This window comes from Candidatus Methylobacter favarea (assembly GCF_902806695.1).
GTDB lineage: Bacteria > Pseudomonadota > Gammaproteobacteria > Methylococcales > Methylomonadaceae > Methylobacter_B > Methylobacter_B favarea.
In genome coordinates, this window is record NZ_CADCXN010000058.1 from 111,768 (window position 1) to 133,951 (window position 22,184).

Genomic DNA, 22,184 nt, shown 5'->3' on the forward strand with positions numbered 1-22,184 from the left:
GGTTCAGCGATTCACCGAACGGTATTCTTCCAGGATATGGTTAACCGCCGCTTTGCTTTGCAAGACGCCTGTGTCAATTTTATAATCGGCGCAAGCCAGATAGAGAGGCTCGCGCTGGGCAAACAAGGTCTCTATCCGTTGCCGGGGATTAATTGTTTTTAGCAAGGGCCGTTGCGTGTCGCGGCGCGTGCGCTCCAGAATTCTTGCTACCGAGCATTGCAAATACACGATAAAGCCATTTTCTTTTAATAATTTGCGATTTTCTTCCCGTAAAATAGCGCCGCCGCCGGTCGCCAGCACAATCCCCTTCATTTGCGTCAGCTGCTGAATCATTTTCTGTTCGCGGTCCCGGAAGCCTTCTTCGCCTTCGAATTCAAAAATGGTGGGAATATCCACGCCGGTGCTTTCTTCAATCGCCTTGTCGCTGTCATAAAAAGGCACAGACAAAGCTCTCGCTAGCTGCCGTCCTATGGTGGTTTTTCCGGCACCCATGAGGCCAATTAAGTATATATTCTCTGCTTGCATCATGAGTTATTCTGTCTATGTTAAGTCAATAAAAAGGAGGCATTATGCCTCCTTTTTGCTCCGGGTAGAAGCTGTTCAATAAGTGGCTACGTTATCTGTGATAATTTTTGGGGTTACGAAAATCAACAGTTCCCTTTTATCATCCTGCTTGAAAGTTCTCTTGAATAAAAACCCTATGCCGGGCAAATCACCAAAAAAAGGCACTTTATTAGTGTTATTGTTTTGCGTCCCTTCAAACACCCCACCCAGCACAACGGTTTCTCCATCCTTCACTTGTACACTGGTTTTAATTTCCCGCTTGTCGATCTGGCGGTCGCCATTACCGGTCACTACATCGCCTAAAGTGTTTCTGGTAATATATAAACCCATAATCACATTTCCATTCGGAGTGATTTGAGGCAATACGCCCAATTGCAGTACAGCATCAATAAATACAGTATTTGTTCCCGCATTACCGCTTGAAGACAGGTATGGAATTTTAGCTCCCTGTTGAATAAATGCCAGACAGCGGTCAGAAGTCATGACTCTTGGATTGGAAACCAGCTCGCCACGATTTTGATCTTGCAAAGCTGATATTTCAAGGTTAAGCACATAATCAGCGCCTCTTGCCAAGGTCATGCCCAGTGCGCCATAAGGATTTCGAGAGGTGCCGAGGTCAACCAGCGCATCATTTACAATTGCTGTTCCATTGATGCTGCCCACTGTACCGCCATCTCCATTTACTGAGCCCACGGCCCCCGAGCTGGTTCCAAAGTTAACATTATTTCCTGCTACCCCAAACCTGACACCCAGCTCTCTCGCAAAGGTATTGGAAGCAATGACTATCCTTGACTCAATCATAACCTGGCGTACCGGAATATCCAGCTGGTGTATCAGCTTCTTTATTTCTTCCAGGCGTTTTGCTGTTTCGCGCACGATCAGGGTATTTGTTCTTGAATCGACTACTGCAGAACCTCGATCGGAAAGCAAGATAAGTCTATCCTTGTCTGCCTCTGAATTATCTCCTGAACTACTACTACCCTGGTTTTGGTTTTGATTTTGACCTTGGCCTGGCATCTGGTATTGTGACTGCGCCAGTGCCGTTCCAGATTGTCCGCTAGATGAAGAAAAGTCAGACGCACTTACCTTGGCACAACTGCCTATAGCACTGGCATCTCGTCCATACATCAAGTTTCTAAAATCTTCTGCCTTGGCATAATTAATTTTAATGTATTCAGTCAGCAATGGATCCAACTGCTCAACCACTGCCGCTGTTTCCTGCTGTTTCTTCTTATATTCTTTAATTTTATCCAGTGGTGAAATCAATGTGACATTGCCAGACTCATACTTACCCAGATCCTTGGTCATCATGATAAAGTCCAGCGCTTCATCCCAGGGCACATCGTCCAGTTTTAAGGTAATGTTGCCGGTCACGTCATCGCCGGCAACGATATTCTGACCGGTAAACTCCGCCAGGATCGCAATAACGCTGCGTATTTCTATATCCTGAAAGTTCAATGTCAGCCTTTTCAGGCCACTGGGTCTGTTACTATCCAGAACCTCTTTTTCCGCGCTGGTTAAAGGCCGGAACTCAACCGTCAGTAAGCCATCGGACTGAAACAGCGAGTAATCATAAAGGCTGTTTTGCGGCACGATGGTAACAGTCGTTTCCAGCCTTGAGGCGACGGCTTCAATAAATTTTACCGGCGTTCCAAATTCGGAAACATCCAGCCTTTTAGCCAGTTTTTCAGGCAGCCGGGTATTGAGAAAACTCAAGATGACTTTTCCGCCTTCTTCTTTGGTATTAACTACCGTATTGGGATTTGCCAGGGAAACCAGCAAGCGTCCTTCGCCATTATCGCCGCGCTTGAAGTCAAAGCCGCTGATCGCCTGTTGGGGCAGTAATACCGGGATCACTGAAGTTGTTGATTTTTCACTAACAGGACCTGATGCAACAGGCATTAAGGGTTTTGCACGGCTTAATGTCAGCAATACCTTATTGCCCGCAACTTTGGTTTCAAAGGGGGCTGATTCGATAAGATTGACCACGATGCGCACGCGGTTGCCAGCTTCGGCCACATAGATACTGCTGGCGGTGCCCTGATTTACGGGGTACATTTTTTTATCCAGGGCATTCTTTACGCCGGGAAAATCCAGCGCAATTCGCGCCGGGTTGTCCGTGTGAAATACTTTCGGCGTGATGGCTGGACCGGTCATTTCCAACTGAATCTGCAGCTTATCCCCCGCCAGTGTGGCAATGTCGATTCCTGAAATAGCCAGATCACCGGCTTTGACTGAGGCAATCTGGAAAATAAAAAGTAATAAACCCAAGCCAAGCACCCACAAAGATGGCTCCCTTTTATCTAACATAACTCTACCACCTTGTTTATTATTCATCATTTATCCTCAAATCACTCTGCCAAGGCTAATGACGCTTGCTGTTCGCGCCATAATCCGGGTTTATCGGGCACTATTTCCATTAATTCAATTTTGTCGCTGCCGATGCGTATAATTTTTCCGTAATTTTTTCCCATATAATTGCCAACCTGAACGCGATAGATTATTCCGTCGCTGGCTTTTACCAATCCCCACAAGTTCTGTTGCATGGCAACAGTGCCCACCATTCTGAGGCCGTCCAACGGATAATTTTCCAGATCTTCCTTGCGTCGGGAGGTATCGGGCCTTATACCGCTGCCCGTCGTGTTGTCGTTTTTTCCATTCTGTTCCGGCTGCTCCAGCGCTTTAAAGGGATCACGCAAACCTTCCGGTGCAAAAATAAAGGGTTCAATAACCTTGATGGCGGGCAAAGGCTCGATCGGCTCTTTCGGTCTGGCTTTAACTTCCGAGATAAATTGATTTAAATCCGAGAAATCGTCATTACCGCAGCCGGCTAACAATGCCAAAATAACCGCATAACCTAGCCGCAACTTTTTCCCTCTGCGGCTTGAAAACAGCAGCATGAATGGTCTCACGATTTTTTCCTTTTTTTCCTGGCGGCTGCGTTCTCTGTAGCGCCATCTGAACCTTCATTGTAGGTTTTCACGGTAGCATTCATCAGCATAGCCCCGCTTTTCTCTTCGGGAGACATGTTGACATCATGTACAGTTACAATGCGTGGCAATGAGGCGAGGCCGCTCACGAATAAACCCAGTTCCTCATATTTTCCTGTTACCTGAATGCTGATCGGCAGCTCCGAGTAGAACTCTTTAACAACCGGAGCGGCGGGTTTGAATAGTTTAAATTCCAGTCCGCTTGCCAATCCTGTCTGCGAAATATCAACCAGCAAGCTTGCAACTTCTTCTTCCGTAGGCATTTGCCGGATCATTTCCTCCAGCGAGGCTTCTATTTGCACCAGTTGATCATGATAATCCTGAAGATTTACGGCTTTCTTTTGTTTTGTCTCAAACGCGAGTTTTAATTCCTGCTCTTTCCGCTCAGAAGCTTCAAGCTCCGCTAACTGATCAAGCGTAATCAGATAAATCCCTGCGCCAGCTACTACCGTGCATATAATCAGGATTATTGCAGACTTAAGGGGTAGCGGCCACGTGCCTGCCGCGTTAATATCCCAATTAATTTCCGACAGATTCATGCGCGCTTTCATTTTCTGCTTCCTTCTCTTGCTTGCCCTGCTTGGCATGCAGGGTAAAATCACTTAACTGATCGGCGCTCGCTTGAGCCGGGGTCTGAATGACATCCAGCGTTGGCTTTTGCAGCCAGGGGGATGCCTCTATTGCTTGCATAAAGGCGGAAACCCGCGCATTTGATTGTGATTTGCCGGTAAATGCCAGCTCCGTTCCCGTTTGAATGACTTTGGTTAGAAAAACCCCGTCCGGCGTAGTTTTTGGAATTTCATCAAACAAATGCACAATTTCCGGACGGCTTTTCTGAAGTTTTTGAAGCAGTTCTATTTTGGCCAGCAATTTACTTTTCTTTTCCTCAATGCTTTTTATTTCTACGATTTTTTTGTCCACCAGTGCTATTTCGTCCTGCAGCAGTTTGTTTCTTTGTTCCTGATACTCTTCAAGTCCTTCAATGTACATATAAACCATGCCCAAAACGGCGATAGTCATTAATACGGCTAAGCCAATCGCATTTAGAAAAATCTGCTTTTTTTGCTTGCGTAGCTCTTCGCGCCAGGGAAGCAGATTGATTTTCGCCATCAGTCAAAACTCCTTAAAGCCAAGCCGCAGGCAATCATCATGCCCGGTGCGTCATTGCTCAGCGCTTGAGGCTTGACTTTATTGGACAAGGCCATATTTACAAAGGGATTAGCTACATAAACGGGGACTCCCACGCTTTGTTGAACCAGTTTCTCGATACCCGGTATCGAGGCGCAACCGCCCGCCAGAACGACGCTGTCAATACTTCTATTTGCGCTCGATGATACAAAAAACTGTAATGAGCGTTGAATTTGTTGCACCATTGCCTTTTTAAAGGGGTCAAGCACATCAGAGCTATAATTATCCGGTAATCCGCCATGTCTTTTTGCCAGGCCAGCCTCTTCATAAGAGAGTCCGTACCGGCGCTGAATTTCTTCAGTCAACTGTTTACCGCCAAAGCCCTGCTCTCGGCTATAGATTGTCCGGAAATCATATAAAACATTCAGAGTTGCTATGGTTGCCCCTATATCTGCAATGGCAATAGTCTGGCCTTCCAGGGAATCCGGCAATTGAGCCGCCAGTAATGTGAAGGCATTTTCCATGGCGAATGCTTCTACATCCACAATCCGGGCCTTTAACCCGGCTATTGTTAAAGCTTCAACCCTGTCATCAACATTTTCTTTTCTGGAGGCTGCCAGCAGAACATCAACCATTTCAGCATTGGTTTCATTAGTGCGCTGTACTTCAAAATCAAAATTAACTTCATCAAGCGAATAAGGCACATATTGATCTGCTTCGACCAGGATTTGTTCTTCCATTTCATCCTCGGTTAAATTAGCAGGCATCTTTATAATTTTGGTCATGACGGCTGATCCGGCTACGGCCACCGAAGCTTGTTTTTGCTTTGATCCGGATTGTTTCAGTGCAACTTTAATTGTCTCAGCTATGACATTGACATTGGCAATCCTCTTATCTATAACGGCATCTTGAGGCAAAGGCGCTACGGCATAACTTTCAACTCGATAACGTGCGCCCGCCCTGCTTAATTCCAGTAATTTTACCGCTGCCGTACTGATATCAATGCCGAGAACTATATTCTGATTTTTATTAAACCAGCTCACGGAATACCTTTAAAAGTTTGCTCATTAATTTATATCCAGGGGCGATGTCTGTGGTTGGAATCGTTAAAGTCGAACTTATCAAGTTAAAAAAGTATAGTTATGTTTTTTAATTTGACGCTGAAAATTATTAAATTTATTTGTTTGCAGCGTTGGTCTATACTCCACAACCCAGCTTATTTCTATCGGTATTAAACTGACAAAGCGCTTGTTTATTCTTGAATTACGGTTTTGGTCTTTTCCGTATAATCTTCGGAGAATTACTTGTGGCTGAAAAAGGACTACTCAAACGACTTTTAAAATGGATGGCTATTTTTTTTATACTGATCAGCACGGGCGTACTGATCAGCAGTTACGTTTTATATACTCATCTGATAGCTGATCTGCCCGATATTAATAGCCTGCGTAATGTTAAATACCAGATTCCTCTAAGTGTTTACAGCAGGGACAATCTTCTGATTGCACAGTTTGGAGAGAAGAAACGCATACCGGTCGCTATAGAAGATGTCCCTCATCAACTTGTGCAGGCATTCCTTGCTGCGGAAGATGGCAGGTTTTTTGAACACCCTGGCGTTAATTATAAAGGTCTGCTTCGAGCCGGCGTTCAATTGGCTGTGTCGGGCAAAAAAAAACAGGGCGGGAGCACCATCACTATGCAGGTAGCTCGCAATTTCCTGCTAACTAACGAAAAAACCTATACGCGTAAAATAAAAGAAATCATCCTGGCTTTAAGAATAGAAGCCGAATACTCCAAAGATAAAATTCTTGAGCTTTATTTTAATCAGATTTATATGGGCCATAGAGCCTACGGCATAGCCGCAGCAGCGCAGACTTATTACGGCAAATCCCTGCATGACCTGACCCTGGCCGAATGCGCCATGATTGCCGGCTTGCCTAAAGCACCGTCGGCCTATAATCCGATTACCAATGAGACGCGAGCCATTCAACGACGTAATTATGTGCTGCACCGAATGCTTGAGCTTAACTACATAAAAAAGGATGATTATGACGCCGCGCTCAAGCAATCTTCTACAGCTAAACTACACTATCAACTTCCTGAATTTTCCGCCCCTTATGCGGCGGAAATGGCAAGGCAAACACTTTACGATCAATACGGCGAACAGGTATACACTTCAGGATTCAAAGTCTATACAACGATAAGCCGAGTGCTGCAAACAGCGGCGGATCAGGCGCTTAGAAATACTTTACATGCTTACGACGAGCGTCATGGCTACCGCTCAAGTGCTGATTCCAACTCTGGCCAGGCTACTGAATTTATGGCTATTCCCATTATTGGCGATACCTTGCCCGCCTATGTGTTAAGCCTGACCGATAGCAGCGCCACTGCCCGGCTTCAGAATAAAGCCGTCATTAAAATACCGTGGGAAAATATTAAATGGAATGGCAAATCCGTTGATAAGATTATGAAAATTGGTTCTGTCATTCGTGTTCGTCAATTAAAAAACAAGACATGGGCTTTAACTCAGGTTCCTGAAGCTGAAGGGGCGTTTGTTTCCCTAAATCCCGCCAATGGGGCGATTTTAGCCTTGACCGGCGGCTTTGATTTTTTACGCAATAAATACAACCGCGCAACGCAGGCAAAAAGACAGCCGGGCTCAGGTTTCAAACCCATTATTTATACCACGGCCTTAGAAGAAGGCTACACTGCTGCCAGTGTAATTAATGACGCTCCCTTGATCATTGACGATGCCAGCCAGCAGGAAAATGAGTGGCGCCCTGAAAATTACAACCGGAAATTTCTTGGGCCGACAAGTCTCAGATCAGCTTTGACGCATTCTCGAAATATCATCTCCATACGCTTATTAAAGGAAATAGGTGTCGATAAAGCCATCTCAACCGGGCTGCGCTTTGGCTTTACTCAGGAACAATTACCCAAAAGCCTGTCTTTAGCATTAGGCAGCGGCTATGCCTCGCCGCTACAAATGGCAAGGGTTTACGCTACCTTCGCCAACGGCGGATTTCTCGTTAATCCTTATTTTATCGAGCGTATTGAATCCAGCGAGGGCAACTTAATTTATCAGGCCAAACCCAGGCTTGCCTGCCGTTTATGCGACAGCAGCAAGGAGGCAATGAATCGTTATGCCCCGAGAATTATTTCGCCAGCGATTAATTTTCTTATGAATTCCTTATTAAGGGATGTCGTGCAACATGGCACAGCAACGGCTGCGCAGGTATTAAATCGACAGGATATAGCGGGTAAAACAGGTACGACAAATGATCAAAGAGATGCCTGGTTTAATGGCTATACGCCTTCAATTGTGGCAACTGCCTGGGTTGGATTTGACAATTTCGCGCCTCTTGGCGTTCTTGAGACCGGAGGAAAGGCGGCATTGCCAATGTGGATAGAGTTTATGCAGACGGCTTTAAAAAATATACCGGAAGCTCCATTTGAAATGCCTGGCGGTATAGTTAAAGCCTTTATTAATCCTCAAACGGGTCTTTTAGCACCCGCTGAAAGTAAAGCGGGTATGTGGGAGTTTTTTCAGGCTGAACATGTACCCACCCGCTTCTCTTCTCCTTTCGATGAGTCCACAGTAGATGAGGATGAGGTTACTGCAAAACCGGTTGAAGCGCTGTTTTAGAGATTGCCGAAAAATACAAGCTTGTCCAAAGACAATTCAACAGTTGCTTGTTATTTATCTTCGGCTTGCACGATTAGTCGCCTGGAATAACAGCTTTATTTAAGCTGAAGAGCGCAACCTGTTGCAGATAACGGCTCTTCGCGCAAAAACCTGACAAATTTATTTGCCGTATTTTTTACGGAACTTATCAACCCGGCCTGCTGTGTCAACTACCCGCTGCTTACCTGTATAAAAAGGATGGCAGGACGAACACACCTCAATCTGCAAATCCTTACCTAATACAGAACCGGTCACAAAGGAATTACCGCAACCGCATGTCACAGTAATCTGTTTATATTGAGGATGAATTTCTGGCTTCATATCACTTCCACATTACCCTTGAGCGGGCTACCTGCTATTAAAGAACTGCATATGATACTTTCGCTATAAAAAAACCGCAACACTTCTTATATTTATACGCATTATTATTTTCCATGCAAACAGCATGCGCTCGATCGGCTGCATGTAAAGGTTTTTTCATCTGGATGCAGATGCTTATGGCCATTTGCGCGTGTGCTTGCGGGCTCAAAATATTTTTTATAAGGCTCCATTCTCAATCAGTTAGCTCGCTTTCGTAGGCTTTTTTAACTTTTAATAAAAAATACCTGTTTTTTTAGAAGTTGTTTTGCAAGACAGCTTCTCAATATCTAGAGACTTCCAACAGACGCCGATCCGGCGACTTCTGGACATTTCTACCCAGAGCGATTATCCGAATTGCCATAATTCAATCTGCACCCGCAAAATATCCACGAGCCTGCAAGTAAGGTCAATCTTACCAAGTGAACAATCGGCCTGGTTAGAAAGTACCGCGATGAGCTGAGCGAAGAGCCGCCAGTCGAGCTAATAAAGAACCGGCTTACATCAAGCGGATTTTCAGTTGGGCATATGAGTATGAAATGATCAAAACCAACCCAGCCACTGACGTTAAAAAGGGGTTAGTTAAAGCGCGCCAACATTATGCCGAGGACGAAGACTACCAAATCATGTTAAAAATTGCGGCTGCTTCACCTTAAGTATGCACCCCCTGCCTCGAAAGCGATCATCTAGGCCGCATGCGTTATAAGAAATGTTAGATATGCCGGCTCCCGGTGGACCGCCCATTGGGTTACTAATAATGCGGCGCAAAGGTTTACGGGGTAACATTATCGCGTGGAACGACCGACTAAAGGCCGCCGGCAAACTGCGGGAACAATCCCAATCAGATAATGAACAGGCGCAGACAACCACATCCGTTCAGAGCGGAGAACCATTTTTGATTACCTCAGAACGAACCCGCGATGGCATCCAGTTATCGAGTTTGAAAACGGCCCTCGGTAGAATTACGACCACAGCGCAAGCGGAAGCAGATCAATTAGATATTCAGTGAACGCGCTTCACTTGCCACGATTTAAAACCCCAAGCTGTGAGTGATGTAACCGGCAATAAACAGGACGCGAGCGGACATAGAAACGCATCGATGTTAAATATTTATGACGTGAGATTAAAGACTGTCGAACCCTCTGGCGAGTAAACTGGTTTGTTACCAGCTTTGTTACCAGGGATTATTTTTAGCAGTAACTTTAGCATAAGTTGCTGATTTTAATGGGGTGAACGACGGGGCTCGAACCCGCGACAACCGGAATCACAATCCGGGACTCTACCAACTGAGCTACGCTCACCATAGTATGGGATATTTAGAAATGGCGCGCTTGGCAGGACTCGAACCTGCGACCCCCGGCTTAGAAGGCCGGTGCTCTATCCGGTTGAGCTACAAGCGCTTATGGTCGGGGTAGAGGGATTCGAACCCCCGACATCCTGCTCCCAAAGCAGGCGCGCTACCAAACTGCGCTATACCCCGACAAGCTTCTTTTTAATGGCTTGTTTATACCTCTTCAACCATGTTGGAAGAGCTCAATATAATAGCGGCGCATCCTGTTAACGTCAATTGTTTTTTATGGCTACGATGATTTTAACCAAATCAACACAGCAGCTATGGGTTTTTAAGAAATTTATGACTCGAACTTACTGCCGGCAGCAAGTGTTTAGCTTAGCCAGAGCGCTGGTAATTACAGTTTGGCCTTAACAATCTTATAAACTTCTTCTACGCCTTTATCCACTCCCTTCAAAATTGCTTCCAGTTCAGCCAGTTTTGCATCGGCGAATGCCCGATCTTTGAGAGCCGCCGCATTCGTATAAACATTTAGCGCTGCACTTTTCAACCCGCCATAGCCCGCCAATACCGCCACACCGGCATCGCTGACAACGCCGGAGTTGCCTTTATCGGCGGCAATTCGGCTTAATGCAATCGCTTCAGCACAGGCGCGGGCACAATTTAGAGGCACCTCTGTCGCTTCTTTTAATACTGATTGGATTGCCTCGCTACGCGCCGTCTTTTCTTCATCTGTGGTCTTCGGCAAGCTGTAGGTAGCCATTAAGCGGTTAAATACATCGACATCGGCTTTTATCATATCGGTCAGTGTTTTTCGCAGCGCTTCTGATTTTTGCAGCAAGGTCTGCATTTCGGCTTCGACCTCTGCGTACCTGGGTTTACCAATAGTCAAATTACACATCATACTGGTTAACGCAGCCGATTGCGCGCCCATGAGCGCCGCTACGCTACCCCCGCCCGGCGTAGCATTTTTACTGGCTAATTCATCAAGAAATATCTGAATTGACTGGTCTTTTATTTCATTCATGGCGCCACTTCGCTGTTATTAATATTCACTACGATTGCCGGGGTTCGCTGCGCTAATCCCGCCTATACACTCTTGCTATCTAGACAGGTTAAGCTATTCTCGTCGCCAACGGGTAGTGCGGTTGGGGGTATCTTCCAGAATCACGCCTTGTTCTTTGAGCTCATTGCGGATTTGATCTGCTAAAGCCCAGTTTTTAGCTTTTTTGGCATCTAAACGGGCTTGGATTTTCTGCTCAATACTTTCTTCAGAGACATAACTTACTGTCACTGCAGGACTAAAAAACGTATTGCTGTTAGTAAATAGGCTTAGCTCAATCGTTTGTTTCAGCCAGGCATCCGGCTCAGACTGCAATATTCCTAACAAACCGCCTAAAAATTTAAGGCTGGACGCCAATTCCCTGGCTTTTGCCGTCTTATTTTCCTTGGCTTTATTCAGCTCCCTGGCCAAATCGAATAATACTGACAGTGCGACTGGCGTATTAAAATCGTCATCCATCGCCTGTTTAAAACGGGTTTTATAGCCAGTTTCAATAGATGCTTCTTCAATTTTATCAAAACCTCGCAAAGCCAGGTAAAAGCGATCCAAAGCGACTTTTGCATCATTCAGCTGTTCGTCCGAATAATTCAACGGACTGCGGTAATGGCTGGAAAGAATAAAAAAACGTATTATTTCAGGCTTATACTGCTTCAATACTTCGCGCACGGTAAAAAAATTACCGAGCGACTTGGACATTTTCTCATCATCAACGCGCACAAAACCGTTGTGCATCCAGATATTAACAAATTTCTCGCCGGTTGCGCCTTCGGACTGGGCGATTTCATTTTCATGATGCGGAAACTGTAAATCCATGCCGCCGCCATGAATATCAAAATGATTACCGAGGCAGGAGGTAGACATGGCCGAACATTCAATATGCCAGCCAGGACGCCCCAAGCCCCAAGGCGATTCCCATGCCGGTTCATCGGCTTTTGCCATTTTCCATAAAACAAAATCCAGCGGATTGCGCTTGGCCTGATCAATATCTACTCGCTCACCGGCCTGTAAATCGTCCGGATTTTTGCCCGATAATTGACCGTAATTTTTGAATTTGTCTACCGCATAAAACACATCGCCATTATTGCCCACATAAGCAAGGTCTTGGGCTATCAAAGCTGCAATCATGGCAATAATCTCAGCAATAGATTGCGTGGCTCTCGGTTCGATATCAGGCGGCAGCACGGAAAGCGCCCGTTCATCTTCATGCATGGCGTCAATAAACCGCCCGGTCAATTTACGAAAATCTTCGCCGTTTTCATGAGCGCGCTGAATGATTTTGTCATCAATATCGGTAATATTGCGCACATAGGTCAGCTTATAACCTGAATAGCGTAAATAACGCGCTACCGTATCAAATACCACCATGACCCGCGCATGACCGATATGGCAGTGATCATAAACCGTCATGCCGCATACATACATACCGATTTTGCCCGGTTCACGCGGCTGAAACAGGTCTTTTTTTCGGGTCAGGGTATTGTATATTTTCAGCATGGATTTTTACAATAAAAGCAACTGGACACACAGTTCATAATAGCAAGCGGATTACCTGGACGATAAATTTTAGTAATAGAACTAAACAATTTATCAAGATTAATGCTTCTCTTTCAAGATAAAAACACCTAGAATTTATTTTTTGCATTACCTAGATAAGGATAATCAATGCGTATACTCATCCTTCCCATAATGCTGTTTTTAACGGCGACACTCTCTTTTGCAACGGAAAATAAAATGTCTGACAAAGCCACGAAAGTTAAATTAACGACCACGCTTGGGGAAATTATTATTCAGCTGAATACTGAAAAAGCCCCGGTTTCATCGGCAAATTTTTTGACCTATGTTAATGAGGGATTTTACAACGGCACTATTTTTCACCGGGTAATCCCCGGCTTCATGGCGCAAGGCGGCGGCTTTGATACCAATTTCAGTCAGAAAGCCGTGCACGATTCTATAAAAAATGAAGCCGACAACGGCTTGCTTAACAAGCGCGGCACTCTAGCCATGGCCCGCACATCCGATCCCCATTCCGCAACGGCGCAGTTTTTTATCAATTACAAAGACAATGCCTTCCTCGATCATACCAGCCCGACTGCCAATGGCTGGGGCTATGCCGTATTTGGCGAAGTGGTGGAAGGGATGGATGTTGTCGATGCGATGGCAAAACAACCGACAGGCAGCCGCGGCGGCCATCAGGACGTACCCAAAACGGACATCATTATTGAAAAAGCTGAAGTTGTAGAATAAGGAAAAAAGCGCACCTTTAAAGGCTTCTTTTAACTTTTCGCCGTCCTTAGTACTAATCAGCAAAGCCGCTTTGAGCAACGAAATTCTGTTTATTTCCGATTTGCATATTTCCCTGGAAAAACCTGATATCACCCGCCGGTTTCTTTCATTTCTGGAAAATCGGGCCGCCAAGGCCAGCGCTGTTTATATATTAGGCGATCTTTTTGATGCCTGGGTAGGCGATGACGATCCCACTCCCCCGACTCATAAGATCAGAAAACAGCTTAAGCGATTGACCGGTTCAGGCACTAAAGTTTATTTGCAGCAGGGCAATCGCGACTTCCTGTTGGGCAATAAATTTTGCGAAGATACCGGTGTTATCCTTATTGATGAATTTGTCGTAATCGATCTGTGCGGCGTGCCTACTCTGCTTACCCACGGCGACTTGCTGTGCACCGATGACCTGTTATACCAGGCCTTTCGCGCCAGGTCCCATACGCCCGAATGGAAAAACCAGGTGCTGTCCAAGCCGCTGCTGCTGCGCTTGCTGGCGGCGCGCTGGTATCGCTTTCGCAGTTATTTCCATAAACGCAACAAGACCCTGGAAATTATGGATGTTAATCAGGATAGTGTAGTAAAGGTCATGCGCGATCATAATTGTTTGCGCCTGATTCATGGCCATACTCACCGCCCCGCCCTTCATCACTTTGAAATAAACGGCCAGCCTGTCCAGCGCTTTGTACTTGCCGCCTGGAGCAAAGAGAGAGCTGAAATATTGTGCTGGAACAGCGCCGGTCATAGTATTGAGGTTTTAGTAAATTAATCAGGCGCACAGCAAAAAACCACCGTCTGAAATACTGCATCAATGACGCGATTGGCCTTGTACCTTCTGTTTTTGGCTTATTAACAGTTGACTTTTTAAGCAAAATCATTAAATCTAGTAGCTTGGCGTGAACAATTCCTGTACTTAAGAAATCAAGAAAATCAGCCAAAACTAATATTAGTCTTAAAAAAATCATAATCAGTATTTTGTCTAATTAACAAAATACCAGGAGAAAAATATATGAAGAAGCCTTTAAAAAGTTGGCTGCTTGCTTCAAGCGTGGCTGCTTTATTAGCCGCGCCAGCAGTTTCAACTGCTAACACCGATGTTGAACAACTATCTAAAAACCCGGCTAACTGGGCAACTTGGGGCGGTAACTACGCAGGCACTCGTTACAGCGAATTGGATGAGATCAACGTTAGTAACGTAAAAAACCTGCAACCTGCATGGTCTTTCTCTACAGGCGTATTACGCGGGCATGAAGGCGGCCCATTGGTAATTAACGATGCTCTTTACATCCATACACCTTTTCCTAATACTGTTTACGCGATCGATCAAAAAACCCAATCGATCATTTGGGAATTCACTCCCACGCAAGATGCGGACGTAACTATTCCGGTTATGTGTTGCGATACGGTTAACCGCGGGCTGGCCTATGCCAACGGCAAAATCTTTGTACAACAATCCGACACTGTTTTAACTGCCCTGGACGCAAAAACCGGCAAGCGTATCTGGAGCGTGCAAAATGGCGATCCCAAGCTGGGCATGACCAACACCGCCTCGCCTGTGGTAGTTAAAAACAATGTTCTCACCGGTATTTCCGGAGGAGAATTCGGGGTTCGCGGGTTCCTGGCAGCTTATGATATCAATACCGGTGAGTTGGCATGGAAAGGCTACAGCCTGGGACCTGATAAAGACATGCTGATTGATCCCAAGAAAACAACTACCTGGAAAGATGGGAAAGTAACTCCTGTCGGCGCTAATTCAAGCCTGAGCACCTGGCAAGGCGACCAATGGAAAATCGGCGGCGGCACAACCTGGGGCTGGACCAGCTACGACCCTGACTTGAATATGATCTATTACGGTTCAGGCAACCCTTCTACATGGAATCCGGTGCAACGTCCCGGCGACAACAAATGGTCCATGTCAATCTGGGCTCGTAATGCCGATACCGGCGCCGTTAAATGGGTTTACCAGATGACCCCGCATGATGAATGGGATTATGACGGCATCAATGAAACCGTTCTGGTTGACCAGGAAGTCAAAGGTAAAATGCATAAAACCCTGGTGCATTTCGATCGTAACGGTTTTGGCTATACATTAGATCGCGAAACCGGCGAACTGCTTGTCGCCGAAAAATTCGACAAGTCAGTCAACTGGGCCACCCATGTTGATATGAATACCGGACGTCCGCAAGTCGTTTCCAAATACAGTACCGAACAAAACGGTGAAGACGTCAATACCAAAGGCGTTTGCCCTGCGGCATTAGGCAGTAAAAACCAGCAGCCTGTTTCTTACTCTCCGCAAACCGGCTTGTTCTATATTTCCGGCAATCATCTATGCATGGACTACGAGCCCTTCGAAGTGGCATACACAGCGGGCCAGCCTTATGTGGGCGCTACAGTTACCATGATGCCGGCGGGCGCGGATGTGCTGACAGGCAAGCCTGACAATACCCATAACCTCGGTCAATTTACTGCTTTCGATGCCAAGACAGGTAAAATCGTCTGGTCTAATTCCGAACCTTTTTCGGTGTGGTCCGGTTCGTTGTCTACTGCGGGCGGCATAGTATTCTATGGAACGCTGGAAGGTTATCTGAAAGCGGTAGATGCCAAGACCGGTAAGGAACTGTACCGATTCAAAACCCCTTCCGGCATTATCGGCAATGTCAATACCTGGAGGTATAACGGCAAACAATACATTGGCGTACTTTCCGGCATAGGCGGCTGGGCGGGCATCGGTATTGCAGCAGGCCTCGATACTGGCACAGAAGAATCAAATTCTGAAGGTTTAGGCGCTGTTGGCGCTTACCGAAGCCTTAACTCTTACACGAAACTGGGCGGCACTCTGACTGTGTTTGCCTTACCTGATAAATAAGCCAATCGGGTAAACAGCTTGGAGCAATAATGAAACTGCTTTCAGGATCAAGCCAATGATCGGAGCGAGGGCTGTGCTCTGCCTCAATCCAAGCCGGGGAAGGCAATGACGCTTCGCCGGCGGCAGGCACTCCGTGGCCTTGGCAGAGACTTGAAACCGGTAAGTTGATGTGATTAAAAAGCAGGCCCTGGCCATTGAACGGCCAGGGCTTTTTTATGTCCAGGGAAAATACATCCGATCAAGTTAACCTATTTCATTTTTATTTCTTTTGCAAAGTTAAACTTTTAATTTAAATAGCATCTTTTTGCAGTAAACTGTGCGTTTTATTTTCTATATCTGCAAGGAGGATTTGATGAGGGCCGCACGCCGACTTACTACTCTACTCGCAAGCTTATGCTTGGCTGCATTAACATTTTCAGTCTCCGCCGAAGACAAATTCAAGGTCTGCGCTGATCCCCTTAACCCTCCCTATTCGACAAAAAACAAAGACGGTTTTGAAAATAAAATTGCTGAACTGTTTGCTGGACAACTTGGACAAACCGTCGAGTATACCTGGTTTCCGCAGCGTATCGGCTTTATCCGCAAGACCTTAACCGCACCGCTCAAAGACAGCGACATAGACAGTCAGGAGTTCAAATGCGATATCGTTATGGGCGTTCCTGCAGGTTATGACCTTACCCTTACCACGACGCCTTACTACCAGTCGACTTATGTACTTTTAATAGCCAAAGGCCGCGGCTGGGATGATATCAAGGATGCCGGACAGTTAGCCAGGCTGCCGCTGCAAAGACAGGAAACATTAAAAATTGCCATGTTTGACCGGGGGCCAGGCACTGCCTGGCTGCAAAAAAACGGACTGCTCGGTCAGGGCATTCCTTACCAGAGCATGACCGGCGATGATAAAAATAATGTGGCCATGCAGATATTAAAAGATCTTAAAGCCCGTGAAATTGACATGGTGATTTTATGGGGACCTATGGCAGGTTATGTCATCTCGAAAAGCCCAAAGAACAGCTATCTGATGATTCCCATGCGCTCATCTCCTGAAATCAAGTTTGATTTTGCAATAGCGATGGGGGTTAGAAAGGGCGATAAAGCCAGAAAAGAGACTCTTGACAGGCTGATTGCCGCTAATGCCAATAAAATCCAATCTATCATGAAAAATTATAATATCCCTTTATTACCGATATCAAAGCCAGCTGCCCGCAGCGATGATGATTAAAATATCCCTTGGGTTTGTTCAGCCGGCGCTGACCGGCTGCACCCAGAATTCCTTAAATATCATCCATTACGATTAAATAGCTGAATCAGTTGCGCTAACTTGGCCGTCCGCTCCGGCGCTAGTTGCTGCCACTGAAAACGCCAGTTCCAGTTGCCTTCGGTGGTACCGGGAGTATTCATGCGATGTTCAGAACCCAGTTCCAAAATATCCTGCATGGGAATTATCGCCAGATTTGCAATAGAGGCCAGCGCAGCTTGTATTAGCGCGCAATGTAACGGCATTGATGGGTGCCCAAGATAGTCATAAATATAGTGTCTCTGCCCTTCATTAAGTTTTTCGCACCATCCCAAGGTCGTATCGTTATCATGGGTGCCGGTATAAACAACGCTATTTTTAGTATAATTGTTGGGCAAATAGGGGTTATCGGGACCGCTGTCAAAAGCAAATTGCAGGATTTTCATGCCGGGCAAATTAAACTCATCCCTTAATTGCTCGACTTCATGCGTAATTACACCCAGATCTTCCGCTATCAATGGAATTGATCCCAATCCTGTTTTTATAGCGTTCAATAATGCTTTTCCAGGCGCCTTAGCCCATACGCCATTTATTGCGGTATCTTCATTTGCCGGTATCTCCCACGCCGCTTCCAGCCCTCTAAAGTGATCTATACGAAGGATGTCAAAAAGCTCCAGCTGAGTGCGCATTCTTTCAAGCCACCAGGCAAAGCCAGTCTTTTCCAAATAAGTCCAGTCATAATGCGGGTTGCCCCAACGCTGGCCCGTTTCTGAAAAGTAATCCGGCGGCACGCCCGCCACCACCAACATTTCCCCTGCTTCATCGAGCTTGAAGACGTCGCGATTAGTCCAGACATCAGCACTGTCGTAAGACACAAAAATAGGAATGTCTCCCAAAAGAAGAACGCCCTGCTGCAATGCATAAGCCTTTAATTCCAGCCATTGCCGGAAAAAGACATATTGGGTAAATTTAATGCTTTGAATTTCCGGCTTTAGCCGGCGGCGAACTTCCCTGATGGCTTTGGCATCCCTTTCTTTGAGAAGCTCAGGCCATTGATTCCAGCATACCTGATTGAACACGTTTCTAAGGGCTATGAATAACGAAAAATCATTGAGCCAGAACCCTTGCGCCAGACAAAAATGCTCAAAGCTGTCTTTATCCTGTTCATCGGCCTGCGCTAAAAAGCCGGAAAAAGCACGGTTTAGCAACCCGCTTTTATTTGCTTTTAATGTAATCTGAGCCTCTTCATTATTATCAGGCAGCTGCAGCCAACCCTGACTGACTAACCATTCGATATTAATCAACGCCGGATTGCCGGCATGCGCAGACAGGCATTGATAAGGAGATCCGTCCGCATGAGGCGCGGTCAAGGGCAATGTTTGCCAAACGGTAATCCCGGCATCATGCAGAAAATTTATAAAATGATAAGCTTCCCGTCCTAAATCACCTTTATCACCGGCGCCCGGCAGTGAAGTAATATGCAGCAGGATACCGGCACGGCGCTTGTCCAAAATATCGCTCATCTTATCGGTCCTGGTTGCTATTCAATGCCGGGCCGCATTGCTCCACCCATGGCCGGAGCACCAGAACCCTGGGTAAATGACATCGCCAGATAAGCCGGCGGCTCTTCGCCCAATAATCTGTACAGATTGGCCAGGTTTAGCCGGAACTGTCTTTCAAAGTTACTGACGGCCTCACCGGGATTATAATCCCCAAACCACCAGAACCAGTCGGAACCCTCGCAAACCGCTAACTGAAATTCAGCCTCCTGCACTTGCTTATCAGTTAATCGCTTACTTGCTAAAGCTTTATCGAATGCCCATTTGACGTCGCCCAGCATATCCCAGCCGCGGTTTTTGTCGGCATCTCCTATCCAGGTTGAAAAATTACCATATACCCAGCTTCCTGCAACCAGGCGGGATAAAGGTTTAACATCAGCCTTGGTTTTCAAACATTCGGAAAAAGTTGTTAACTCAATGCGGGAATGAGTAGTCAATCGCTGATAGAGAGCACTCAGAAAAAAATAACCATTATCCGGATAATATTCCCAGGCGTTCTCGCCATCAAGAATAATAGTGACTACAGTGTCGCCGAGTTCATTGGAAGCCATATTTTCAAGATGATGTATCAAGTCATTCACCGCATCGTCGGCATGCCACTTCGAATATTCAAAACCTATAAGATCGGATAAGCCGTCATCGCGGAAAAAACAGGCTATATCAGTTCCATCAAGCCGGTAAGGATGATGAATTCCCGGTGGTCTTTTGTTTACCGGCAAATGAAAACTATGATGCAGGACCGAGCCGCCGCTAGCGGTCCAGTCAAAGCCAAAATCGCCGAGTATTTTTAGCGTCTGCTCGCTAATACTGCCTTCTGAAGGCCAGCATCCTTTAGGCGTGAAACCGAAAAAGCGCTTAAAAGTCTGCACGCCTTTTTCAAGATGCCATACTACGCGCTCTTCACCGCCTGGATAGGCCTCCAGTTCCGGTAAAGGCGCAGTGAGCATGGCTTCATGCGCCGACTTTAAATCCAGAAGCAAGGGCATAATAGGATGGGCATAAGGTGTGACGGAAAGTTCAATTTGCCCTTTTCTGGCTAATACCTTATATCTGAGAATAACGCTGGAAAGCTGTTCGCCTATCACTTCCAGCACTTCAATCCGGTCATGCAGGGTGTAACATGAACCTTTCTCGATTAATGATTTGATTCTGCTGTCTGTTAATTTTACTGTTTCTCCCGTCCAGGCCAAATGATACCAGACCAGGATATCGGCAATAAACTGGGAATTAACATAATTTAAGGATTCATAGTGATGCTCAAGCCAGTCGGCCATATCAGCCAGTTTGCGGAACGCGGCATACCGGTTTATTTGTCTTTCCCGGTTGGCCCGCAGGCAATCTTTAATCAGTTTCAGACGGCTTTCAGGATCGGCAGGAATGCTTGGGGCAACGAGCGCGGCCAGCAAAGGATCGGTTATTGCTATCCGGTCATTTAAATAACAGCTGACTTGTCTTGCATATTCCTCGATTTGTTCCAGCAGAATAGGCACAAAATTTACCACTGCTTTTGCCTGGGGCACGGCTTCCAGATGCGCAACCATATCTATATAGTCTTTAATGACATGCAGATAAGTCCAGGGCAGCTGATATTCGCCGGTATTCAGATCCCGGTATTCGGGCTGGTGCATATGCCAGCACAGCACCAGTTTGAGTTTCTTTTGAGCCGGTTTTCTACCGAACATAATGGAGTCTCTGGCCGAGCATGTCGGGGGTGACCAGGACCACGCCGCCGGGGCTGACATGAAAGCGCCTGGCATCGTCCTGGGGATGCTCGCCGATCACCGTGCCTTCGGGCACATTGCAGCCGCGCTCGATAATCGCCTTGCTGATGCGGCAGTGCCGGGCGATGTTGACCTCGGGCAAGACGATCGAGTCCTGTACGGTGCTGTAGGAGTTGACCCGGACATCGGTAAACAGCAGCGAATGGCGGATTTTGGCCCCGGAAATCACGCAGCCCCCCGACACCATCGAATCGACGGCCAGGCCGCGGCGCTGGTCATTGTCAAAGACAAACTTGGCGGGCGGGGTTTGCGCCTGATAGGTCCAGATCGGCCAGGTCTTGTCGTACAGGTTCAGGTCCGGCTTGACGCCGATCAGCTCCATGTTGGCGGCCCAGTAGGCGTCGATGGTGCCGACATCGCGCCAGTAGCTCTGCGCGCCGCTTTGCAGGTCCAGGAAGGGGTAGGCGTTGACCAGGTATTTTTTAATCACCGCCGGAATGATGTCCTTGCCGAAATCATGGCCGGAGCTTTTGGTGTCGGCATCCTTGATCAGCTGCTCAAACAGAAAATAGGCGTTGAAGATGTAAATGCCCATCGAGGCCAGGGCGGTGTCGGTGCGCCCGGGCATCAGCGGCGGCTGTTGGGGCTTTTCGACAAAGCTTTGCACGCGCCGGCTGGCGTCGACATCCATGACCCCGAAGGCGCTGGCTTCGGCCAGCGACACTTCAATGCAGCCGATGGTCAGGTCGGCTTTTTTCTCGACATGATCGGCGAGCATGGCGCCGTAATCCATTTTATAGATGTGATCGCCGGCCAGCACCAGCACATGCTCGGGGTCGCGCGAGCGCAGGATGTCGATGTTCTGGAACACGGCATCGGCGGTGCCCTTGTACCAGGAGTCCTGGCCGTGGCGCTGCTGGGCCGGCATCAGATCCACGTATTCGCCGAATTCGCCGCGCAAAAAGCCCCAGCCCTGCTGGATATGGCGGATCAGCGAGTCGGCCTTGTACTGGGTCAGAATGCCGATCTTGCGGATCCCCGAGTTGACGCAGTTGGACAAGGGAAAGTCAATAATGCGGAACTTGCCGCCGAACGGCACCGCCGGCTTGGCCCGCCAGTCGGTCATGTTCATCAGGCGCGAGCCCCGGCCGCCGGCCAGGATCAGGGCGATAGTGTTGCGCGTTAACTGGCTGATAAAGCGGTCATGGTGGTTAGGCATTTTTATCTTCCTGGGAATTGACTCACGATTCGGGCTGAATTTTGGTACACTGGGCTGCTTGCGCATTCTACTATAATGAGGCACTTTAAGTGAAAAAGCATTCTAAAAATCCGCTTGACTCTGATGCCCCAAAAAGCACTGAGGCAAACCCGCTTCAAGCCGAGCCGGCCGCCTCCCTGAAGGCCGGCCCGGAAAACAGCGCTGAAGCCGTCGCTAAAAAAAGCCTAAGC

At 47.1% G+C, this 22,184-nt stretch carries 18 protein-coding genes and 3 tRNA genes; 6 read left to right on the top strand and 15 right to left on the bottom strand.

Annotation, left to right across the window (positions count from 1 at the left end):
• Positions 1 to 3: 3 nt before the first annotated feature.
• The 6 genes from aroK to HUX64_RS08520 form a co-directional block, all read right to left on the bottom strand.
• On the bottom strand, positions 4 to 528 hold the full coding sequence (gene aroK / locus HUX64_RS19660; RefSeq protein ID WP_174625801.1) for a shikimate kinase AroK: 525 nt from the start codon (positions 526 to 528) through the stop codon (positions 4 to 6).
• Between the two features lie 72 nt (positions 529 to 600).
• Entirely contained in the window at positions 601 to 2,874 is a 2,274-nt protein-coding gene (locus HUX64_RS08500; RefSeq protein WP_246246963.1) for a type IV pilus secretin PilQ, read from the bottom strand.
• A 41-nt stretch (positions 2,875 to 2,915) separates the two neighbouring features.
• On the bottom strand, positions 2,916 to 3,464 hold the full coding sequence (locus HUX64_RS08505) for a pilus assembly protein PilP (RefSeq protein WP_174625829.1): 549 nt from the start codon (positions 3,462 to 3,464) through the stop codon (positions 2,916 to 2,918).
• Between the two features lie 8 nt (positions 3,465 to 3,472).
• Positions 3,473 to 4,093, bottom strand: coding sequence for a type IV pilus inner membrane component PilO (locus HUX64_RS08510; RefSeq protein ID WP_174625830.1), 621 nt, complete (start codon positions 4,091 to 4,093; stop codon positions 3,473 to 3,475).
• Positions 4,074 to 4,664, bottom strand: coding sequence for a PilN domain-containing protein (locus HUX64_RS08515; protein ID WP_174625803.1), 591 nt, complete (start codon positions 4,662 to 4,664; stop codon positions 4,074 to 4,076). The genes HUX64_RS08510 and HUX64_RS08515 overlap by 20 nt, the downstream gene beginning before the upstream one ends.
• The gene (locus HUX64_RS08520) at positions 4,664 to 5,725 is read right to left on the bottom strand and encodes a pilus assembly protein PilM (protein ID WP_174625804.1); all 1,062 of its coding nucleotides are present in this window, start codon (positions 5,723 to 5,725) and stop codon (positions 4,664 to 4,666) included. The genes HUX64_RS08515 and HUX64_RS08520 overlap by 1 nt, the downstream gene beginning before the upstream one ends.
• A 263-nt stretch (positions 5,726 to 5,988) precedes the next feature.
• Between HUX64_RS08520 and HUX64_RS08525 the strand changes: the two genes are divergently transcribed.
• Positions 5,989 to 8,325 carry a penicillin-binding protein 1A gene (locus HUX64_RS08525; RefSeq protein WP_246246964.1) on the top strand — a complete coding sequence of 779 codons (2,337 nt, stop codon included), beginning with the start codon at positions 5,989 to 5,991 and terminating at the stop codon, positions 8,323 to 8,325.
• A gap of 159 nt (positions 8,326 to 8,484) precedes the next feature.
• Here the strand turns inward: HUX64_RS08525 and rpmE are convergent, their stop codons facing one another.
• Positions 8,485 to 8,685 (bottom strand): 50S ribosomal protein L31, encoded by a 201-nt coding sequence (rpmE, locus tag HUX64_RS08530; protein ID WP_174625805.1) that lies wholly within the window; start codon positions 8,683 to 8,685, stop codon positions 8,485 to 8,487.
• A gap of 793 nt (positions 8,686 to 9,478) precedes the next feature.
• Here rpmE and HUX64_RS08535 point away from each other — a divergent pair.
• Positions 9,479 to 9,730: a hypothetical protein gene (locus HUX64_RS08535; protein WP_174625806.1), complete on the top strand. Its 252-nt coding sequence runs from the start codon at positions 9,479 to 9,481 to the stop codon at positions 9,728 to 9,730.
• Positions 9,731 to 9,946: 216 nt separating this feature from the next.
• Here the strand turns inward: HUX64_RS08535 and HUX64_RS08540 are convergent.
• The 5 genes from HUX64_RS08540 to cysS all read right to left on the bottom strand — a co-directional run bounded on the left by HUX64_RS08540 (position 9,947) and on the right by cysS (position 12,569).
• A tRNA-His gene (locus HUX64_RS08540) sits at positions 9,947 to 10,022 on the bottom strand.
• A 22-nt stretch (positions 10,023 to 10,044) separates the two neighbouring features.
• Positions 10,045 to 10,121: transfer RNA gene (locus HUX64_RS08545), tRNA-Arg, on the bottom strand.
• Positions 10,122 to 10,124: 3 nt separating this feature from the next.
• Positions 10,125 to 10,201: transfer RNA gene (locus tag HUX64_RS08550), tRNA-Pro, on the bottom strand.
• 208 nt (positions 10,202 to 10,409) lie between these two features.
• Positions 10,410 to 11,039, bottom strand: coding sequence for a methenyltetrahydrofolate cyclohydrolase (gene fchA, locus HUX64_RS08555; protein ID WP_174625807.1), 630 nt, complete (start codon positions 11,037 to 11,039; stop codon positions 10,410 to 10,412).
• A 93-nt stretch (positions 11,040 to 11,132) separates the two neighbouring features.
• Positions 11,133 to 12,569, bottom strand: coding sequence for a cysteine--tRNA ligase (gene cysS, locus HUX64_RS08560; protein ID WP_174625808.1), 1,437 nt, complete (start codon positions 12,567 to 12,569; stop codon positions 11,133 to 11,135).
• Between the two features lie 168 nt (positions 12,570 to 12,737).
• On the opposite strand from cysS, the gene HUX64_RS08565 reads away from it, so the two are divergent.
• The 4 genes from HUX64_RS08565 to HUX64_RS08580 all read left to right on the top strand — a co-directional run bounded on the left by HUX64_RS08565 (position 12,738) and on the right by HUX64_RS08580 (position 17,440).
• Positions 12,738 to 13,319 (top strand): peptidylprolyl isomerase, encoded by a 582-nt coding sequence (locus HUX64_RS08565; RefSeq protein ID WP_174625809.1) that lies wholly within the window; start codon positions 12,738 to 12,740, stop codon positions 13,317 to 13,319.
• A 70-nt stretch (positions 13,320 to 13,389) separates the two neighbouring features.
• Positions 13,390 to 14,121: a UDP-2,3-diacylglucosamine diphosphatase gene (locus HUX64_RS08570; protein ID WP_174625810.1), complete on the top strand. Its 732-nt coding sequence runs from the start codon at positions 13,390 to 13,392 to the stop codon at positions 14,119 to 14,121.
• Between the two features lie 240 nt (positions 14,122 to 14,361).
• A complete protein-coding gene (locus tag HUX64_RS08575) occupies positions 14,362 to 16,218 on the top strand; it encodes a PQQ-dependent dehydrogenase, methanol/ethanol family (protein WP_174625811.1) in 1,857 nt (618 codons plus the stop codon).
• 352 nt (positions 16,219 to 16,570) lie between these two features.
• Positions 16,571 to 17,440, top strand: coding sequence for a quinoprotein dehydrogenase-associated putative ABC transporter substrate-binding protein (locus HUX64_RS08580; RefSeq protein WP_174625812.1), 870 nt, complete (start codon positions 16,571 to 16,573; stop codon positions 17,438 to 17,440).
• Between the two features lie 59 nt (positions 17,441 to 17,499).
• Here HUX64_RS08580 and malQ read toward each other — a convergent pair whose 3' ends face one another.
• From malQ to glgC, 3 genes are read right to left on the bottom strand one after another with little or no spacing between them, the layout of a single operon-like run.
• The gene (malQ, locus tag HUX64_RS08585; RefSeq protein ID WP_174625813.1) at positions 17,500 to 18,978 is read right to left on the bottom strand and encodes a 4-alpha-glucanotransferase; all 1,479 of its coding nucleotides are present in this window, start codon (positions 18,976 to 18,978) and stop codon (positions 17,500 to 17,502) included.
• Between the two features lie 17 nt (positions 18,979 to 18,995).
• Positions 18,996 to 20,696 (bottom strand): glycoside hydrolase family 57 protein, encoded by a 1,701-nt coding sequence (locus HUX64_RS08590; RefSeq protein ID WP_246246965.1) that lies wholly within the window; start codon positions 20,694 to 20,696, stop codon positions 18,996 to 18,998.
• Positions 20,686 to 21,954, bottom strand: coding sequence for a glucose-1-phosphate adenylyltransferase (glgC, locus tag HUX64_RS08595; protein ID WP_174625814.1), 1,269 nt, complete (start codon positions 21,952 to 21,954; stop codon positions 20,686 to 20,688). The genes HUX64_RS08590 and glgC overlap by 11 nt, the downstream gene beginning before the upstream one ends.
• Between the last annotated feature and the right edge of the window lie 230 nt (positions 21,955 to 22,184).

Coding starts and splice junctions, on each gene's coding strand:
- aroK (WP_174625801.1), bottom strand. CDS start 528: ATGATGCAAGCAGAGAATATATACTTAATTGGCCTCATGGGTGCCGGA.
- HUX64_RS08500 (WP_246246963.1), bottom strand. CDS start 2,874: ATGTTAGATAAAAGGGAGCCATCTTTGTGGGTGCTTGGCTTGGGTTTA.
- HUX64_RS08505 (WP_174625829.1), bottom strand. CDS start 3,464: ATGCTGCTGTTTTCAAGCCGCAGAGGGAAAAAGTTGCGGCTAGGTTAT.
- HUX64_RS08510 (WP_174625830.1), bottom strand. CDS start 4,093: ATGAATCTGTCGGAAATTAATTGGGATATTAACGCGGCAGGCACGTGG.
- HUX64_RS08515 (WP_174625803.1), bottom strand. CDS start 4,664: ATGGCGAAAATCAATCTGCTTCCCTGGCGCGAAGAGCTACGCAAGCAA.
- rpmE (WP_174625805.1), bottom strand. CDS start 8,685: ATGAAGCCAGAAATTCATCCTCAATATAAACAGATTACTGTGACATGC.
- HUX64_RS08535 (WP_174625806.1), top strand. CDS start 9,479: ATGCGGCGCAAAGGTTTACGGGGTAACATTATCGCGTGGAACGACCGA.
- fchA (WP_174625807.1), bottom strand. CDS start 11,039: ATGAATGAAATAAAAGACCAGTCAATTCAGATATTTCTTGATGAATTA.
- cysS (WP_174625808.1), bottom strand. CDS start 12,569: ATGCTGAAAATATACAATACCCTGACCCGAAAAAAAGACCTGTTTCAG.
- HUX64_RS08565 (WP_174625809.1), top strand. CDS start 12,738: ATGCGTATACTCATCCTTCCCATAATGCTGTTTTTAACGGCGACACTC.
- HUX64_RS08575 (WP_174625811.1), top strand. CDS start 14,362: ATGAAGAAGCCTTTAAAAAGTTGGCTGCTTGCTTCAAGCGTGGCTGCT.
- HUX64_RS08580 (WP_174625812.1), top strand. CDS start 16,571: ATGAGGGCCGCACGCCGACTTACTACTCTACTCGCAAGCTTATGCTTG.
- malQ (WP_174625813.1), bottom strand. CDS start 18,978: ATGAGCGATATTTTGGACAAGCGCCGTGCCGGTATCCTGCTGCATATT.
- HUX64_RS08590 (WP_246246965.1), bottom strand. CDS start 20,696: ATGTTCGGTAGAAAACCGGCTCAAAAGAAACTCAAACTGGTGCTGTGC.
- glgC (WP_174625814.1), bottom strand. CDS start 21,954: ATGCCTAACCACCATGACCGCTTTATCAGCCAGTTAACGCGCAACACT.